Genomic DNA, 15,916 nt, shown 5'->3' with positions numbered 1-15,916 from the left:
CGAAGTCCGGCCGCACCAAAATCGTCTCGAAGTGAAACCGGAGAACCCATGGCAAACCTCCATCCGTTTGCCATCTTGAATCAGAAAAACACCGTTCCGGAAAGCCCCTATATGAGTCCCACTCACAGAGACTTGGTATTATCCGATTTGCCCCAGTCCTCAACTGACGTTGAGAGAGTAGTCAAGAAGCTGAGAAACTCAGGCTACCAAGAATGGCTGGGCGAGGAGGATATTGATTGATAGCAATCTATCTCTATTGAGACAGTAATGACCTGACAGTGCCGCTCGGACGGGGGTTGGGTCAGGCGGCCTTCGGCGGGTCGTTCCAGGAAGGCTTCATTTCTAACGCGATCGGCGCCGCCGCGGGTGTCGGGGTCATGGGATCATCGCTGGGCGGCATTGAGGGCGCGACAGGCATTTTCATTCGAACCGCGATCGTCGGCACGGTTGGGGGCCTGTCCGCGCAGCTCACCGGCGGCAAGTTCGAGAACGGTTTTGCGTCGGCGGCGATTGCGCATGCTTTCAATGAGGAGCTCCGTCGAGAAGTCAGGGCCGGCACTACGATCTCTCCCTACGGCGAACGTTTCGTACCACTGAACGAGATGGCGCCCGGATCAAGGCAGATTCTCCAGTTCCGCTTTTTCGTCTATGATGACGAGACAGGCGAATAGAGCATCGGCTTCCATTTTCCCGACGAGGGCTTGCGGTACCGTGTGACTTACGATAAGAGCAACGCTGTGCACGGAATGGTCTTTGCGCCGGCCGGGAGTCCTGATCTTCCGCCATTTGGGTCTAATCTAGAACCGATATCGGGGGTGCGAGTGGGCTTCGACGGTAAAGTCACCGGAGCACCTTACTTTCGCGTATTCAACGACCAAAGGCAGCCGATTTCTCCGGTCACTGGTCGAGTGGTTCCTCGCTTAAGCAATGAAGCCCATTATCCCCTGGGGACGCTGACACGGGAGTAGCCGATGGGTGCAACCGAGAATGAGAGGACGGAGCCGATTGAAGAGAATCTGGTTATGATTGAGTTGGAGCTAGGTGCGATCAATTTTCGCTACATGAACGGCACGGTCGTGATGAACGGTGAATTCGCATTGATTGGATCCAACGAGCATACGGAAGTCTTCGAGCCCTGGGAAAAACGGGGCAACCTGAATCTCCTTTGGCCGCTGGTCAACGTCTTTTCCCCACGCATTGTCATGAATGCCGTGAGGCTCCGCCTGTTTTTCGATAGTGGGCACGTCGTTGAATGCAAAAATGCGAACAGGTTTCCGGAACAAGTAAATATCTGGGGTTTCGAAAGCCCGGAGTTTAAGAAAATGCATCCGGACGGCACAGCTCTTACGCGCTATCCCGGAGATTTCTAGAACTTAAGATCTGATCTGACAGACGGCCTAGATCGTCGGCTCCGTCGTAGTTATCAGCTTTCGCCTTGCTGCGAGCATTCTCTCCTTTGTCAATGATGTTGCGTTATAGAGTCTCTGCACAGGCGTCTTGCCATATCACCAACGCCCCCGATGCGGCCTGACCTCGTCGTAGCGTGTCGTCCACTCATCGAGATCGGCCTCCAGCTTTTCGAATGAACGATGCAGTTCCTTGAGGACCGCCACCCGGTGGAACTCATGCAGGATAGTCCTGCCACGGCCGTTTGCCGAGCTCGGGGACGGCCGTGTTCGACAGCAGCGGGCCGCTCTCGTCCTTGTAGGCGTCCTCGAGGTCGTGCACCGAGAGCCCGCGCGCCAGCATCTCTATCTCCAATTCTTCAAGTGCTTGGGTGCGACCGTTTAGATGAGCGCGGATATCCGGGCAAGGCGGCATCGCACCACCGTCACACCACCTATGTCGGCGGGCACCATCCGAACCCGCCCGCCGCGGGATGGCGTCGGGATAGGGGCATCGAGGTTGCCTCGATGCTCGATGGCGGGGCGGGCGGCTCGGTGGTGGCGATGATCGGCTGAGCTTGAACACCGAGCCGCGCGCCGACGATCCCGATCAAGGTTTTCTCAGTGGGCCGGGCCAATTCGGCCGGTACCGGTCAATCCTATCGCTGATATTTGATGAATGGCGTCAATCGGGCAACGCGGTCGTAAAGCCGGCGCGCGGTTTCGTTGAAATCCTGGGTCAGCCAATAGACCTGGTCGGCGCCGCGTTGGTCGGCCGCGGCATAGACTGCTTCGATCAGCGCCCTGCCCGCTCCTGTGCCGCGCGCGGAATCGGCGACGAAAAGGTCTTCGAGATAACAACGGTCGGCGATCGCCCAGGTCACCCGGTGGTAAAGATAGTGGACGATGCCGATCATTTCGCCGTCGCCGCTGATGGCGCAAAGGCCATGCATATCTTCATCGGGATCGAGCAGCCGCCGCCAAGCGGTGTCCGTGACCTCGGCGTCGAGCGTCACCTTGTAAAAGGCCAGGTAGCCCTGCCACAAAGGCTCCCAGGCGGCCCGGTCGGACGAATCCAGCGTCCGGATTACGACGGGCGCGCCAGCCCTCTCCCCACCCATTCAGGCAGCCTTATCGAGCGCTTGATCCAGGTCCGCGATGATGTCCTCGACGTTCTCGATGCCGACCGACAGCCGCACCAATCCGTCGCCAAGACCACGGGCGCGCCGGTCCTCCGGCGGCACCTCGGCATGGGTCATGGTCGCCGGGTGGGTGATCATCGATTCGACCGCGCCCAGGCTTTCGGCGAGGCCACACAACTTGACCTCGTTCATCACCGTCGTCCCCGCCGGAATGCCGCCCTTGAGCTCGAACGAGATCATGCCGCTGAAGCCGGTCATCTGCTCTTTGGCAATGGCGTGTTGGGGATGGGACGTCAGACCGGGGTAGGTGACATGGGCGACCTTGGGGTGGCTCTCGAGGTATTCGGCGACCTTTTGCGCGTTCGCGGCGTGGCGCTCCATGCGCAGGTGCAGGGTCTTGATGCCCAGCAACGTTAACCAGCAATCGATCGGGCTCGGCACCGCGCCGATCGTTTTCTGGATGAATTTCATCTGGTCATAGATGTCTTCGCGGTTGGTGATCAGGGCGCCGCCAATGATCTGGTTATGGCCGCTGAGATACTTTGTCGTGCTGTGCATGACGATGTCCGCGCCCATCTCGAGCGGGCGCAGGAAGACGGGGGTGGTAAAGGTCGAATCGACGCCAAACAGGAGATCGTGCTCCTTGGCGATACTCGCCATCGCGTGCAGGTCGGAGATCTTGAGCAGCGGGTTGGTCGGGGTTTCGACCCACAGCATCTTGGTCTCGGGGCGGATCGCCTGGCGCACGCGCTCCGGCTCCGACGTATCGACATAGGTGAAGGTCAGGCCGTAGCGGGAGAGCACCTTGTTGAACAGCCGCGACACCCCGCCATAGACGTCATCCGAGCAGACCAGGTGATCGCCGGCGCTGAGCAGCTTCATCACGCTGTCGACGGCGGCCATGCCGCTGGAAAAGCAAATTGCGTGGGTACCGCCTTCGATGGCGGCAAGATTGTCTTCGAGCACTCTGCGGGTCGGGTTCGACGCTCGCGTGTAGTCGTAGCCCTTGTCCTTGCCGACCTCATCGAGAACGTAGGTCGCGGTCTCGTAAATCGGCGGCAGAATCGATCCGGTCATCGGATCGGGCCGAATGCCGGCATGAACAATCTTGGTTTCAATTTGCATGATTTTGCTCCTCGGGTTCACCAGCCGTGCCGGTCATCGCGCAGGCGATCAATTAGGATTGCCGATTTCGAATGCAAGAGGCGACGGTTCATGTCACCGCCATCAATTTCCGCCCAGTTCCTGCCTCATCAGTGCCGCGCCCGCGCCCAGCGCCTGCAGCTTGCCGGCGGCGACGGCACGCGGCAATGGCGCCATGCCGCAATTGGTACAGGGATAAAGCCGCTCGGGATCGACATAGTCCATCGCCGCCCTGATTGTCGCGGCGACCTGTTCCGCGGTCTCGATTTCAAGCGATGCAACGTCGATCGATCCGACCAGTACGTCCTTGTCCTTGAGCAAGCCGATCAGCGAGAGCGGTACGTGCGAAGCGGCACATTCCAGCGACACCTGACCGATACGACTATTGTTGAGGGCGGGAAAAATCTCCTCGTACTGACGCCATTCGTCGCCGAGAGTCTTTTTCCAGTCAATATTCTCCTGAATACCGTACCCGTAGCAGATATGGACCGCGGTCCGGCATTTCAGCCCTTCGATCGCGCGATGGAGCGCGTCGATGCCCCATTCCTTGACGTCTTCCATGAAAACGTTGAAAGCCGGCTCGTCAAACTGGATGACGTCCGCGCCGAGAGCTTCGAGCTCCCGCGCTTCGTCGTTCAACAGTTGGGCAAAGGCCATCGCCATATCGGCGCGGCGGCCGTAGTGGGAATCGGCGATGGTGTCGCAGATCGTCATCGGTCCGGGCAATGTGAATTTCAGCCGATTCCGGGTATGCGCACGGGCAAATCTGACGTCCTCGGCATGAATCGACTGGTTGCGCGATACCGGGCCGGTCACCGTCGGTACATCGACCACATAGCGGTCGTCGCGAATACCCATCTTGGTCTTCAGGTTCCAGTCGATGCCGTCGACCTTCTGCAGAAAACCATGCACGAAATGGACGCGAAACTGTTCACCCTCGCTGACGACATCGATCCCCGCGTCTTCCTGCTCCTTGATCCATATCAGCGCGGCGTCTTCCTGCCCGCGGCGAAGCTCGTCGCCCTCGAGCCGCCATGTCGCCCACAGCTTTTCAGGCTCGGCCAACCATGACGGCTTCGGCAAACTCCCGGCGATCGCAGTCGTCAGCATTCCGCTCTCTCCCTCGGCCCGGATCCATCGGGACCGAAATCTAGCAGACGGACGGTAGCGGGGCCAGCGACAGGGCCCCTCGGGGCCAGAACGATGCCGCTGGATCCCGCACGAATTTGCGGCTTGCCGTCGGCTTCCCCGCCACCCTATATTGCCGCTTTAATGACCGTGGCGGCCTCTCCCAACGAACCCTCCTTCCCTCACCGGCATTTGTTGGGAATCGAGGGTCTTTCTCCAAGCGAAATCACGCTTCTCCTCGATATTTCCGAAACCTACGTCGAACAGAATCGCCAGGCCGACAAAACGCGATCGATCCTGCACGGGCGAACGCTGATCAATCTGTTCTTCGAGACCTCGACGCGGACCCGCACGTCGTTCGAACTCGCCGGAAAGCGCCTGGGTGCGGACGTCATCAACATGTCGGTGGCGACCAGCTCGATCAAGAAGGGCGAAACGCTGATCGACACCGCAATGACGCTGAACGCCATGCATCCCGACGTGCTCGCGGTGCGTCACCCGGACAGCGGCGCGGTCAGCCTGCTATCGGAAAAAGTCACCGGCGCGGTTATCAATGCCGGCGACGGCAGTCACGAGCATCCGACCCAGGCACTGCTCGATGCGTTGACCATCCGACGGCGGCGCGGTCGCCTGGCCGGCCTGCTGGTCACGATTTGTGGCGACGTTCTGCACAGCCGGGTCGCACGCTCCAATATCCACTTGCTCAACACGATGGGTGCCCGAGTTCGGGTGGTCGCGCCGCCGACCCTGTTGCCGCCGGCAATCGAGCGAATGGGGGTTGAGGTTTTTTACGACATGCGCGCCGGACTGACCGACTGCGACATCGTCATGATGCTGCGCGTTCAGACCGAACGCATGCAGGGCAATTTCATCCCTTCGGTGCGCGAATACTTCCATTTCTACGGGCTTGATTACGACAAGCTCGGCGCGGCCAAGGAAGATGCGCTGATCATGCATCCCGGACCGATGAACCGCGGCGTCGAGATCGACAGCGAAGTCGCCGACGACTACGGCCGAAGCGTCATCTACGAACAAGTCGAGATGGGCGTGGCGGTGCGCATGGCCTGCCTCGAGGTCTTGACCCGCAACCTCGGAGACCCCGTCTAGTGGCCCGCGACGGCAAGGCGCCGCGACAACCGATGGCGCTGATCGACGCGCGGTTGCTTGACCCGTCAAGCGGCCTCGACGCGCCCGGCGGGTTGCTTGTCGAGAACGGCCGCATCGCCGATTTGGGTCCGAATATCAACCGGGACGGCCTCGCCGAGCACTTCGAGGTCGTCGACTGCGGCGGCCATTGCCTAGCACCTGGGTTCGTCGACATGCGGGTGCAATTGCGCGAGCCCGGCGAGGAGCACAAGGAGACGATCGAAAGCGGGAGCCGCGCGGCGGCTGCGGGCGGCGTCACCACCATCGTCTGCCTGCCCAACACCAAACCGGTCATCGATGATATCGCCGTCGTCGAATTCATCGCCCGCCGTGCCCGTGAAGTAAAGCTGGTCAAGGTCTTTGCCTATGCCGCAGTGACCCGCGGCACCGAGGGTGCCGACCTGACCGAAATGGGCCTTCTCGCGGCGGCCGGAATCCCAGCCTTCACCGACGGGACCAAGGCGATCGGTAGCGCTTCGCTGATGAATCGGGCCCTGAGCTATGCGTCGACGTTCGGCAAAATGATCATCCAGCATGCCGAGGAGCCGACGTTGGCCGTCGACGGCCACATGAACCGGGGCGAGATCGCCACGCGCCTTGGATTGCGGGGCATTTCCCCGCTTGCCGAGATACTCATGATCGAGCGCGACCTACGTCTGGTTGAAGCGACCGGCGGACGTTATCACGTCGCCCATGTTTCGACCGCCGACGCCGTCGCGGCCATCCGCGCAGGCAAAGCGCGCGGGCTCCCGGTAACCTGCGATACCGCCCCGCCTTATTTCACCCTTAACGAAACCGCGGTCGGCGACTATCGGACCTTCGCCAAATTGTCGCCGCCGCTGCGGTCCGAGGATGATCGGGCCGCGGTGGTCGCCGGGCTCGCCGACGGCACGATCGATGTCATCGCCAGCGATCACGCGCCGCAGGATCAGGACTCGAAGCGCTTGCCGTTCGCCCAGGCCGAGTTCGGCGCCATAGGCCTCGAAACGCTGTTGCCCTTGACGCTCGGGCTTCATCACAAGGGAGACGTGCCGCTTCTCGATCTCATGGCGTGTGTGACGTGCCGCCCCGCCGATCTTCTCGGCCTGCCTTCGGGAAGGCTGACAAAGGGCGCCGCTGCCGATCTGGTCGTCTTCGATCCGGACCAGCCGTGGCGGGTCGAGGAAGCCTCGTTCCATTCAAAATCCAAAAACTCGCCTTTCGAAGACCATCCCGTGCAGGGCCGGGTCTCCCGCACAATCGTCGACGGCCGGACCGTCCACGCGCGCAGCGACTGATCAATGCCCGACCCGCTCGGCGATTTCAGCTACACGTGGCCGTTCTATGCGGCAGCCCTGATCGGGTATCTGCTCGGTTCGATCCCATTTGGCCTCCTGCTGACGGGCCTCGCGGGCGGCGGCGACATCCGAGGTATCGGCTCCGGCAATATCGGCGCGACCAATGTGCTCCGCACCGGCAACAAGTTTCTTGCCGCGCTGACACTTCTGCTCGATGCCGGGAAGGGCTTGCTCGCTGCCGGTGCGGCCGGATATTTCTTTGGCCCCGATTTCGCCGTCCTTGCCGGAGGCGGCGCTGTCCTCGGCCACCTGTTTCCGGTTTGGCTTTGGTTCAAGGGCGGCAAGGGAGTGGCAACAGGCATCGGCGTCATGCTCGGCGTTGCCTGGCCGGTTGGCCTATTGATGATCCTGACCTGGTTGGCGGTCGCCCTGGCCTTTCGCTATTCGTCCTTGGCGTCGCTGGTTTCGTTCATCCTGGCACCCGCCTTTGCCTGGTTCGTTGCCGATCTTCAAACCGTCGAGTTCGCCGTTTTCGTCGCCGTTTTCATTTGCATTCGACACGCGCAAAACGTGTATCGTCTGGTGCGCGGCGAGGAACCTAGGATAGGACGGAATACTTAGGGCCGCGCACAGCTGGATTGACCGTAAGCCATGGATTTAAGATGCTAAAGGGATGACGAAGACCCCGCCTCCTTTGCCCGAAGATGAGCGAATCGGCCGCTTGCGTCTTGCCCGCACCAAGAACGTGGGCCCAATAGCTTTCAACCAACTACTCGCGCGGTACGGGTCAGCGGCGGCGGCGATCGAGGATCTGCCCAGGCTGGCCCGGCGTGGCGGCCGCGTCCGTCCGCCGCAGGTATATGCGTATGAATTCGCGATCGCGGAGCTCGAGGCGATAGCGCAATTGGGCGGCCGGCTGGTCGTGCGCGGAGACTCGGATTATCCGGCGCCACTGGCGGCAACCGACGATGCACCGCCGGCGATTACGATCATGGGCGATGGAGATTTGCTCGGCCGCCGGACGATTGCCGTTGTCGGGGCGCGCAACGCATCTGCCAATGGTCGGCGCTTCGCCGGCCGCCTGGCGCATGACCTGGGCGAGTGTGGGTTCGCCGTCGTGTCCGGCCTGGCCCGCGGTATCGATGCGGCGGCTCATGAAGGCGCCCTGGAAACCGGTACCATCGCCGTAATCGCCGGCGGTCTCGACGTGTTCTATCCGAAGGAAAACCGCCCATTGCAGGAGGCCATCGGGCGGCGCGGCGTGGTGGTGGCCGAAAACCCCCTCGGCACAGAACCCAAGGCGCGTCATTTCCCACGCCGCAATCGAATTATTTCCGGGCTTTCCTTGGGCATCGTCGTGGTCGAGGCGGCGCTTCGTTCCGGGTCGCTGATTACCGCCCGTCTGGCTGGCGAACAGGGGCGCGAGGTGTTCGCGGTCCCGGGCTCGCCTTTGGACCCGCGTGCGAAGGGAACCAACAATCTGATCCGTCAAGGCGCGGTGTTGACTGAATCGGCACAAGATGTGGTGGATGTCCTCGACCAAATGTTGGGTGGGCCGTTTCGCGAACTCCCTTCGACCGTCGGTCTCACTCCATCGCCGGGGACGGAGACCGGCGATAACGGCGACGTCGACCACCGAATGATTCTCGAAGCCTTGGGCCCATCCCCCATCTCGATCGATGAACTCATCCGTCATTGCGCTCTCTCCTCGTCGGCGATGGCGACTGCCCTTTTGGAGCTCGAACTCGCCGGACGAATCGACCGCCTGCCCGGAAATCGCGTCGCTTTGGCGCTATAGGCCAAGCCGTGGAATTACCGACGTTGGGGTGCGATGCGGCGCCCCCTCGCGGCCGAAGTTACGAAGCGCGCCTTGCAGAAATCGATCAAGAAATGTTGACGAATGGATGCGGCGATGCCAATTGTGCGGCCCAAATGTCGGCGAGCGAGTGGCGCCGAACGGCGAAATGCGAATGAAATGGGTGCACCACCGCGGTCGGAGTCGAAAAGCAAATTGGGCCGATTGGGGCTCAAAATGGGGTACTGATCAATCGCAATGAACATCGTCATCGTCGAATCCCCGGCCAAAGCGCGAACGATCAATCGTTATCTCGGTGACGAATACACGGTCCTCGCAAGCATAGGTCATGTCCGAGATCTGCCGCCCAAGGACGGATCGGTCCGGCCGGATGATGACTTTGACATGAGCTGGGCGGTCGATGCCCGCGGCGAGACGCAACTCAAGAAGATTGTCGGCGCCGTCAAGGGCGCGTCCCACCTATATCTGGCCACCGATCCCGACCGCGAAGGCGAGGCGATCTCCTGGCACGTTCTCGAGGAACTCCATCGCCGCCGAGCACTCAAGGATGTCGATGTCAAACGCGTGGTTTTTCACGAAGTCACCAAGGCCGCGGTGCTCGAGGCCATGTCGCACCCTCGCGATCTCGATCAATCACTGATCGATGCCTATCTGGCGCGACGGGCCCTCGATTATCTCGTCGGCTTTACGCTCTCCCCGGTGCTGTGGCGCAAGCTGCCGGGATCGAAATCGGCCGGCCGGGTCCAGTCGGTCGCGCTGCGGCTGATCTGCGAACGCGAGGCCGAGATCGAGGTCTTCCGGCCGCAGGAATACTGGACGGTGGACGCGGCGATACGGACCAGCGCCGGGGCCGAAATCGTTGCCCGGCTGACCCACATCGACGGCCGCAAGCTGGGAAAGTTCGACCTCGATAGCGAGAACGGCGCTGAGACCGCGGCGGGTCACGTCCGTGGCGGCGATTTTCGGGTCGACTCCGTCGAGCGCAAGACCGTCCGCCGGAACCCACCACCGCCGTTCACGACATCGACCCTGCAGCAAGAGGCCTCCCGTAAGTTGGGCTTTGGCGCCAACCGAACCATGCGCACCGCGCAGCGCCTCTACGAGGGCAGTGATGTCGGTGGCGAGACGGTCGGGTTGATAACCTACATGCGGACCGATAGCGTCAATTTGTCCGAAGACGCGATCACCAATTCGCGCGCCCTGATCGAGAACAAATTCGGCGTCGACTATCTGCCGTCAGCGCCGCGCCGCTACAAGACCAAAGCAAAGAACGCCCAGGAGGCCCACGAAGCCATTCGGCCGACGGATTTCCGCCGCCTGCCCAACATGGTGTCGCAGTACCTCGATGACGATCAACGGCGCCTATACGAACTTATCTGGCAACGCGCCGTCGCCTGCCAGATGGAACAGGCCGCGCTCGATCAGGTGGCCATCGATTTTACATCCACCGCGCCCGCTGCCACGCTTCGCGCAACCGGTTCGACGGTGGTGTTCGATGGTTTTCTCAAGCTCTATCGCGAAGGCCGGGATGACGCCGAGGACGAAAAAGAGCAGCGCCTCCCGAATGTCGTCAAGGGTGAACGCATCGCGGTCGAAAAAGTGACCCCGGAGCAGCATTTTACCCAGCCGCCGCCGCGCTTTACCGAGGCCAGCCTGGTCAAGAAACTCGAAGAACTCGGCATCGGACGCCCCTCCACCTATGCCAGCATTCTTCAGGTCCTGCAGGATCGAAACTATGTCCGCCTTGAGAAGCGGCGTTTCGTCCCCGAGGACCGTGGCCGCATCGTGACCGCGTTTCTCGAAAGTTTCTTCGCTCGCTACGTCCAGTATAATTTCACCGCGGATCTCGAGAACCAACTTGACGATATTTCCGGCGGGCGGGCGAATTGGAAAGAGGTGTTGCGTCAGTTCTGGCAAGCCTTCAGCGCCGCGGTCTCGGAGACGGCAAACCTCCGCATCACCGATGTGCTCAACGCGCTCGACGAGGAGTTGGGGCCGCACTTCTTCGTCGATCGCGGTGACGGCACCGATCCGCGCAAATGCCCTTCTTGCGATAACGGGCGTCTTGGATTGAAGCTCGGCAAATTCGGCGCCTTTATCGGCTGCTCGACCTACCCGGAATGCCGATATACGCGAAAATTGGCGGTCAACGGCGGCGAAGACGGGTCCGGCAACGGCAGCGACGAGCCCAAGTTGCTCGGCCAGCATCCCGACACCGGCGAGCCGATAACGGTCCGCGTTGGCCCCTATGGCCCCTATCTGCAAGTTGGCGAAGACGAAAAACCGAAACGGGTTTCTTTGGCGAAGGGCCTCGATCCCGCCGAAGTCGACCTCGCCATGGCGGTGCGCCTCTTGGCCTTGCCGCGCGATATTGGGCCGCACCCGGAATCAGGCGCAATGATGACCGCCGGCATCGGTCGCTACGGCCCCTACATCAAACACGAAAAGAGCTATCGGTCGCTGGAGAGCGTTGAAGATGTCCTGACGATCGGCGTCAATCGTGCGGTCGCCATCCTCAAGGAGGCAAAGCCGCGCGGCGGGGTGTCGGCATTGCGAAGCCTCGGCGACCATCCCGACGACGGGGCCCCGGTTACGGTGCACAAGGGCCGATACGGACCCTACGTCAAGCACGGCAAGGTCAATGCCACGCTGCCAAAGGACACCACCATCGAGGACATTACCCTGGAGCAGGCCCTGCCGCTTCTCGCGGCCCGCCTCGATCGCATGAAATCGGGAAAGGCAAGTCCCAAGAAAGCGAAGGGCAAAACCCGCACCAAAAAAGCCAAATCCGCTCGAGCCAAAAAGGCCACGACCGGCCGCGCCGACATGGCCGAAACTTAGGTTGAGGCGTTGTCAAAATCAGGCCGCCGTGCGGCGCCTCTACCGACCCGGCAACAAATAATCGATTTCGTCAAGAGCCGCGAAGGCCGGGTCGGCAAGCGTGAAATCGCCCGCGCGTTCAACGTTCGCGGTGACGATCGAATCGCGCTCAAGCACCTGCTGCGAGATCTCGAGGTTTCCGGCGACATCGGCCGCGAACGCCGGCGCCTGACCTCGACCGACGCCCTGCCCGAAGTCACGATCCTGGAAATCTCAGGCACCGACGTCGATGGAGAACTGCTCGCGGTACCCATGCGCTGGACCGCCGACACCCCGCCGCCGAAAATCTATGTCGCGCCGGACCGCGGCGGACGCCGAGCGCTCAGAACCGGCGACCGGGTGTTGGCCCGGCTCAAGCGCCAGAGCCGGTCGGTTTACGAAGCGCATGTCATGAGACGCATCGGCTATCGCACGTCGTCGGTTCTGGGTATCTATCGAAAGACCGCGAAAGATGGCCGAATCGAGCCGACTGATCGTCGTCACAAGGCGGAATACCTCGTTGGTCGAGGAGATGACGCTGGCGCCAGCCCCGGCGAACTCGTCCTGGCCGAGGTCTTACCCGGGCGCCGTTTGGGTCTGCCCCAGGCACGGGTCATCGAACGGCTCGGTGACGTGCGCAACCCTCGTGCATTCAGCCTGATCGCGATCCACAGCCACGCCATCCCCGACAAGTTTTCCGACGAGGCGCTCGCGCTCGCCGATCGTGCTCGTAACCCGCCTCTTGGCAAGCGCACGGACGTGCGCAAGCTGCTGCTGGTCACGATCGACGGCGCCGATGCGCGCGATTTCGACGACGCCGTTTGGGCCGCCCCCGATCGATCGCCCGACAATGCCGGTGGTTGGTCGGTCACGGTGGCGATCGCCGATGTCGCCAACTACGTACGACCCGGTGACGCATTGGATATCGCCGCCTTCGATCGCGGAAATTCGGTCTATTTTCCCGACCGCGTGGTTCCGATGCTGCCCGAAGCATTGTCGAACAATCTGTGCTCGCTTCGGCCCAACGAAGATCGGGCCTGCCTTGCCGTCCACCTGACCATTAGCAAGGATGGGCGCCTGAAGAGCCATCGTTTCGAGCGCGCGCTCATGCGTTCGGCGGCGCGGCTGACATACGAGCAGGTGCAAAAGGCGCGCGACGGCAAACCCGATTCGAAGACCGCGCCGCTCTACGATCCGGTGATCCTCCCTCTGTATGGCGCCTACGGTGCCCTGGCGATGGCCCGCCGCAAACGTGGCGCGCTGGAAATCGATCTGCCCGAACGGCGCGCCGTCCTCGATAGTTCGGGCAAGGTCACGCGGATCGAGGCGGCGCCGCGTTTCGACAGCCACCGCCTGATCGAAGAATTCATGATCGCCGCAAACGTCGCGGCGGCGGAAACGCTGGAAAGGCTTGCCCAGCCTTGCATGTATCGAATTCACGATGAGCCCGATCCGGCGAAGGTTGAAGCTTTGCGCGACTTTCTCAAAGGACTTCACCTGACGCTCGCAGCCGGCCAGGTCATGCAGGCAAGGCTGTTCAATAAACTGCTGGGCCAAGCCGCGGCGACGCCTCAGGCGGAGGTCATTGCCGAACTCGTCCTTCGCTGTCAGTCGCAAGCGGTCTACAGCCCGCGAAACATTGGCCACTTCGGGCTTGCCCTGCGGCGCTACGCCCACTTCACGTCCCCGATCCGCCGATACTCCGATTTGCTCGTTCACCGCGCACTGATCCACGGATTGCGCCTCGGTGCCGGTGGACTGCCGGATGGAAACGGCGACGATTTCGTCCGTATCGGCGAGCATATTTCAACCACGGAACGCCGGGCGATCGCGGCCGAACGGGACACGTTCGACCGCTATGTTGCCGCCTATCTGAGCGAGCGTCAGGGAGAGACGTTCGGTGGGCGCATATCGGGCGTCACGCGCTTCGGGCTATTCCTGCGTCTCGACGAGGTCGGTGCCGATGGCTTGCTGCCGATCCGGTTTCTGCCCCATGGTCCCTACCGACACGACGAAAGAGCTCACGCTCTGACCGCCCGCAAAGATCGCCGGGTCTACAGGATCGGTGACCGGGTCGAAGTGCGCGTCCTCGAATCGAACCCGGTCACCGGTGCCACCATCTTTGACCTGCCCGAAGCGCCACCCGGCGCCCGGAAGAAACGCCGCAAAGCCGGGTAAAGGAGTGAATCGGCGGCAAATCGCGACCAAGTCAAATCTTGTTTACCGCCTGAAAACTCTTACCAACCACAATTGGCAACCGCGAATCTTAGCGATACTATACGGACCATGAATCTTGGACATTCGAGCGGTAAGGCCGGGCCGTTGAGCATTTTGCATCGATCCTCTCGGCGGCCCGACGGGCGGCGATGTCTGCGTGTCGCGGGAGCAGCAGGTGTTTTGCTGTTGCTCGCGGCCTGCGGGACAGCAGGCGAGTCGGGTTCCTACCCTGCTGGCGCATCGGGGGACGGGACGGTGTACGGCCTTGTCGATCAACCATTCGACGAGGATTCGCTTGACGTCTTCGAAGAGGGCTACAGCCTGGTTTCAACACGTTACATCGAAGCCGTCGACCTCGGCGGCCTCGCCGCCGACGGCTTGAACGGAATGGCCGCGATCGATCCCCAGATCTCGGCCCAAGAGGACAACGACCACATCCAGGTATTCTACGATCAGGCGCAGGTTGCCGAATTCCCGATACCCATCAGCGATATCCCCGAGGAATTGTCGGAAGATACCTACGATGCCATTGTCAATTTGCGATCCGTATCGCCGGCGCTTGAGGAACGGCAATCCGAAGCGATCTACGCTGCCTTCTTCGACGGCATGATTTCAGGCCTCGATGCCTATACACGATATGCCAGCGCCGAGCGCGCTCGGGAAAATCGGGCGCAAAGAGAAGGCTACGGTGGAATCGGCATCCGCATTCGGATTTTCAGCGACGCCATCCAGGTCTCCAGCGTCATGGAAGAAACGCCGGCATCGCGCGCCGGCCTCCGGTCCGATGACGAGATTACCCATATCGATGGGACCCCGACCGCCGGTCTCGACCTCGCTCAGGCCGTCCGATTGCTCCGGGGACCGGTCGGCAGCGACGTCCGTCTGACCATCACGCGGTCGGAGCAGCCAAAGTCATTCGATGTGGACGTCGAGCGCGAACATATCATCCCACCGACGGTTTCATATGCGATGCGCGGCGATATCGCCCATTTTCAAATATCGCGCTTCAATCAACGGACGGCCGAAAGCCTGAAAGAGAAGCTCCAGGAAATGAGAAACGAGGTGACGCCGGTCAACGGCATCATCGTCGATCTGCGCGACAATCCCGGCGGCCTGCTCGACCAATCGATCGATGTCGCGGATATCTTCCTGACCGAGGGCGTGATCCTGACGACCCACGGCCGGCACCGCGATAGCCATCAGCGCTATGTCGCGTCAGGCGTCGATTATGCGGATGATCTGCCGATCGTTGTGTTGATCAACGACCACTCGGCCTCCGCCGCTGAAATCGTCGGTGCCGCGTTGCAGGACAACGCTCGTGCCGTTGTCATGGGGACGACTTCGTTTGGCAAGGGAACCGTACAGACGGTGTTCCGGCTGCCCAACGGATCAGAACTCACTTTGACGTGGTCGCGATTTTTTGCCCCGTCGGGCTACGTCTTGCACGGTCTCGGCATTCTGCCGACGATTTGCACCAGCGATCACAGCCGGCCGCCGGCGACGCTCATAGATTCATTTGACGAGGATAGCGATTCGGTCCAGTCGATCTTCGCCGATTGGCGGTCATCGGTTTCGATCAGCGACCCGCATCGCGCCGATCTCCGCAAGATTTGCCCGCCTTATGCCGACGACGACGATGTCGATTTCGACCTCGACGCGGCGACTTTGTTGCTCTCCAACAAGGTCCTGTTCCAGGAAGCTATCGTGACGTCGTCATCCCAATTGGCGTCCAGAATGGCCAAGGCCAAGTAAGGCGTCGCCCTCCACCTTGACACCGCGATAAAGCTCGCTATGTTCTCCGCC

Annotated in this window: 13 protein-coding genes; 9 read left to right on the top strand and 4 right to left on the bottom strand. The window is 61.5% G+C overall.

Going from position 1 to position 15,916, the window contains the following annotated elements; all coding sequences use genetic code 11:
• Window positions 1-296 precede the first annotated feature (296 nt).
• Complete coding sequence (locus GY791_16865) at window positions 297-671, top strand: hypothetical protein (protein ID MCP4330100.1); 375 nt, start codon at window positions 297-299, stop codon at window positions 669-671.
• 300 nt (window positions 672-971) lie between these two features.
• On the top strand, window positions 972-1,370 hold the full coding sequence (locus tag GY791_16860) for a hypothetical protein (protein ID MCP4330099.1): 399 nt from the start codon (window positions 972-974) through the stop codon (window positions 1,368-1,370).
• Window positions 1,371-1,623: 253 nt separating this feature from the next.
• Here the strand turns inward: GY791_16860 and GY791_16855 are convergent, their stop codons facing one another.
• From GY791_16855 to GY791_16840, 4 genes are all read right to left on the bottom strand, one after another.
• A complete protein-coding gene (locus tag GY791_16855) occupies window positions 1,624-1,821 on the bottom strand; it encodes a hypothetical protein (GenBank protein ID MCP4330098.1) in 198 nt (65 codons plus the stop codon).
• 223 nt (window positions 1,822-2,044) lie between these two features.
• On the bottom strand, window positions 2,045-2,506 hold the full coding sequence (locus tag GY791_16850) for a GNAT family N-acetyltransferase (GenBank protein MCP4330097.1): 462 nt from the start codon (window positions 2,504-2,506) through the stop codon (window positions 2,045-2,047).
• Window positions 2,507-3,652, bottom strand: a complete 1,146-nt coding sequence (locus tag GY791_16845) for a PLP-dependent transferase (GenBank protein MCP4330096.1) — start codon at window positions 3,650-3,652, stop codon at window positions 2,507-2,509.
• Between the two features lie 102 nt (window positions 3,653-3,754).
• Entirely contained in the window at window positions 3,755-4,780 is a 1,026-nt protein-coding gene (locus GY791_16840; protein ID MCP4330095.1) for a methionine synthase, read from the bottom strand.
• A 93-nt stretch (window positions 4,781-4,873) separates the two neighbouring features.
• On the opposite strand from GY791_16840, the gene GY791_16835 reads away from it, so the two are divergent.
• From GY791_16835 to GY791_16805, 7 genes are all read left to right on the top strand, one after another.
• A complete protein-coding gene (locus GY791_16835; GenBank protein ID MCP4330094.1) occupies window positions 4,874-5,905 on the top strand; it encodes an aspartate carbamoyltransferase catalytic subunit in 1,032 nt (343 codons plus the stop codon).
• A gap of 32 nt (window positions 5,906-5,937) precedes the next feature.
• Window positions 5,938-7,221 carry an amidohydrolase family protein gene (locus GY791_16830; GenBank protein ID MCP4330093.1) on the top strand — a complete coding sequence of 428 codons (1,284 nt, stop codon included), beginning with the start codon at window positions 5,938-5,940 and terminating at the stop codon, window positions 7,219-7,221.
• A gap of 3 nt (window positions 7,222-7,224) precedes the next feature.
• Window positions 7,225-7,842 carry a glycerol-3-phosphate 1-O-acyltransferase PlsY gene (plsY, locus tag GY791_16825; GenBank protein ID MCP4330092.1) on the top strand — a complete coding sequence of 206 codons (618 nt, stop codon included), beginning with the start codon at window positions 7,225-7,227 and terminating at the stop codon, window positions 7,840-7,842.
• A gap of 52 nt (window positions 7,843-7,894) precedes the next feature.
• On the top strand, window positions 7,895-9,019 hold the full coding sequence (dprA, locus tag GY791_16820) for a DNA-protecting protein DprA (GenBank protein MCP4330091.1): 1,125 nt from the start codon (window positions 7,895-7,897) through the stop codon (window positions 9,017-9,019).
• Window positions 9,020-9,274: 255 nt separating this feature from the next.
• Complete coding sequence (gene topA / locus GY791_16815; GenBank protein MCP4330090.1) at window positions 9,275-11,878, top strand: type I DNA topoisomerase; 2,604 nt, start codon at window positions 9,275-9,277, stop codon at window positions 11,876-11,878.
• A gap of 57 nt (window positions 11,879-11,935) precedes the next feature.
• The gene (rnr, locus tag GY791_16810; protein ID MCP4330089.1) at window positions 11,936-14,074 is read left to right on the top strand and encodes a ribonuclease R; all 2,139 of its coding nucleotides are present in this window, start codon (window positions 11,936-11,938) and stop codon (window positions 14,072-14,074) included.
• A 294-nt stretch (window positions 14,075-14,368) separates the two neighbouring features.
• Window positions 14,369-15,865 (top strand): S41 family peptidase, encoded by a 1,497-nt coding sequence (locus GY791_16805; GenBank protein ID MCP4330088.1) that lies wholly within the window; start codon window positions 14,369-14,371, stop codon window positions 15,863-15,865.
• Window positions 15,866-15,916: the final 51 nt, after the last annotated feature.

Source organism: Alphaproteobacteria bacterium (genome assembly GCA_024244705.1).
Classification (GTDB): Bacteria; Pseudomonadota; Alphaproteobacteria; order JAAEOK01; family JAAEOK01; genus JAAEOK01.
The sequence above is the reverse complement of the archived record's forward strand: the minus strand, read 5'-3'. Positions and strand labels throughout refer to the sequence as shown.

Coding starts and splice junctions, on each gene's coding strand:
- GY791_16840 (MCP4330095.1), bottom strand. CDS start 4,780: ATGCTGACGACTGCGATCGCCGGGAGTTTGCCGAAGCCGTCATGGTTG.
- GY791_16845 (MCP4330096.1), bottom strand. CDS start 3,652: ATGCAAATTGAAACCAAGATTGTTCATGCCGGCATTCGGCCCGATCCG.
- GY791_16860 (MCP4330099.1), top strand. CDS start 972: ATGGGTGCAACCGAGAATGAGAGGACGGAGCCGATTGAAGAGAATCTG.
- topA (MCP4330090.1), top strand. CDS start 9,275: ATGAACATCGTCATCGTCGAATCCCCGGCCAAAGCGCGAACGATCAAT.
- GY791_16830 (MCP4330093.1), top strand. CDS start 5,938: ATGGCGCTGATCGACGCGCGGTTGCTTGACCCGTCAAGCGGCCTCGAC.
- GY791_16835 (MCP4330094.1), top strand. CDS start 4,874: ATGCCGCTGGATCCCGCACGAATTTGCGGCTTGCCGTCGGCTTCCCCG.
- plsY (MCP4330092.1), top strand. CDS start 7,225: ATGCCCGACCCGCTCGGCGATTTCAGCTACACGTGGCCGTTCTATGCG.
- GY791_16850 (MCP4330097.1), bottom strand. CDS start 2,506: ATGGGTGGGGAGAGGGCTGGCGCGCCCGTCGTAATCCGGACGCTGGAT.
- dprA (MCP4330091.1), top strand. CDS start 7,895: ATGACGAAGACCCCGCCTCCTTTGCCCGAAGATGAGCGAATCGGCCGC.
- GY791_16855 (MCP4330098.1), bottom strand. CDS start 1,821: ATGCCGCCTTGCCCGGATATCCGCGCTCATCTAAACGGTCGCACCCAA.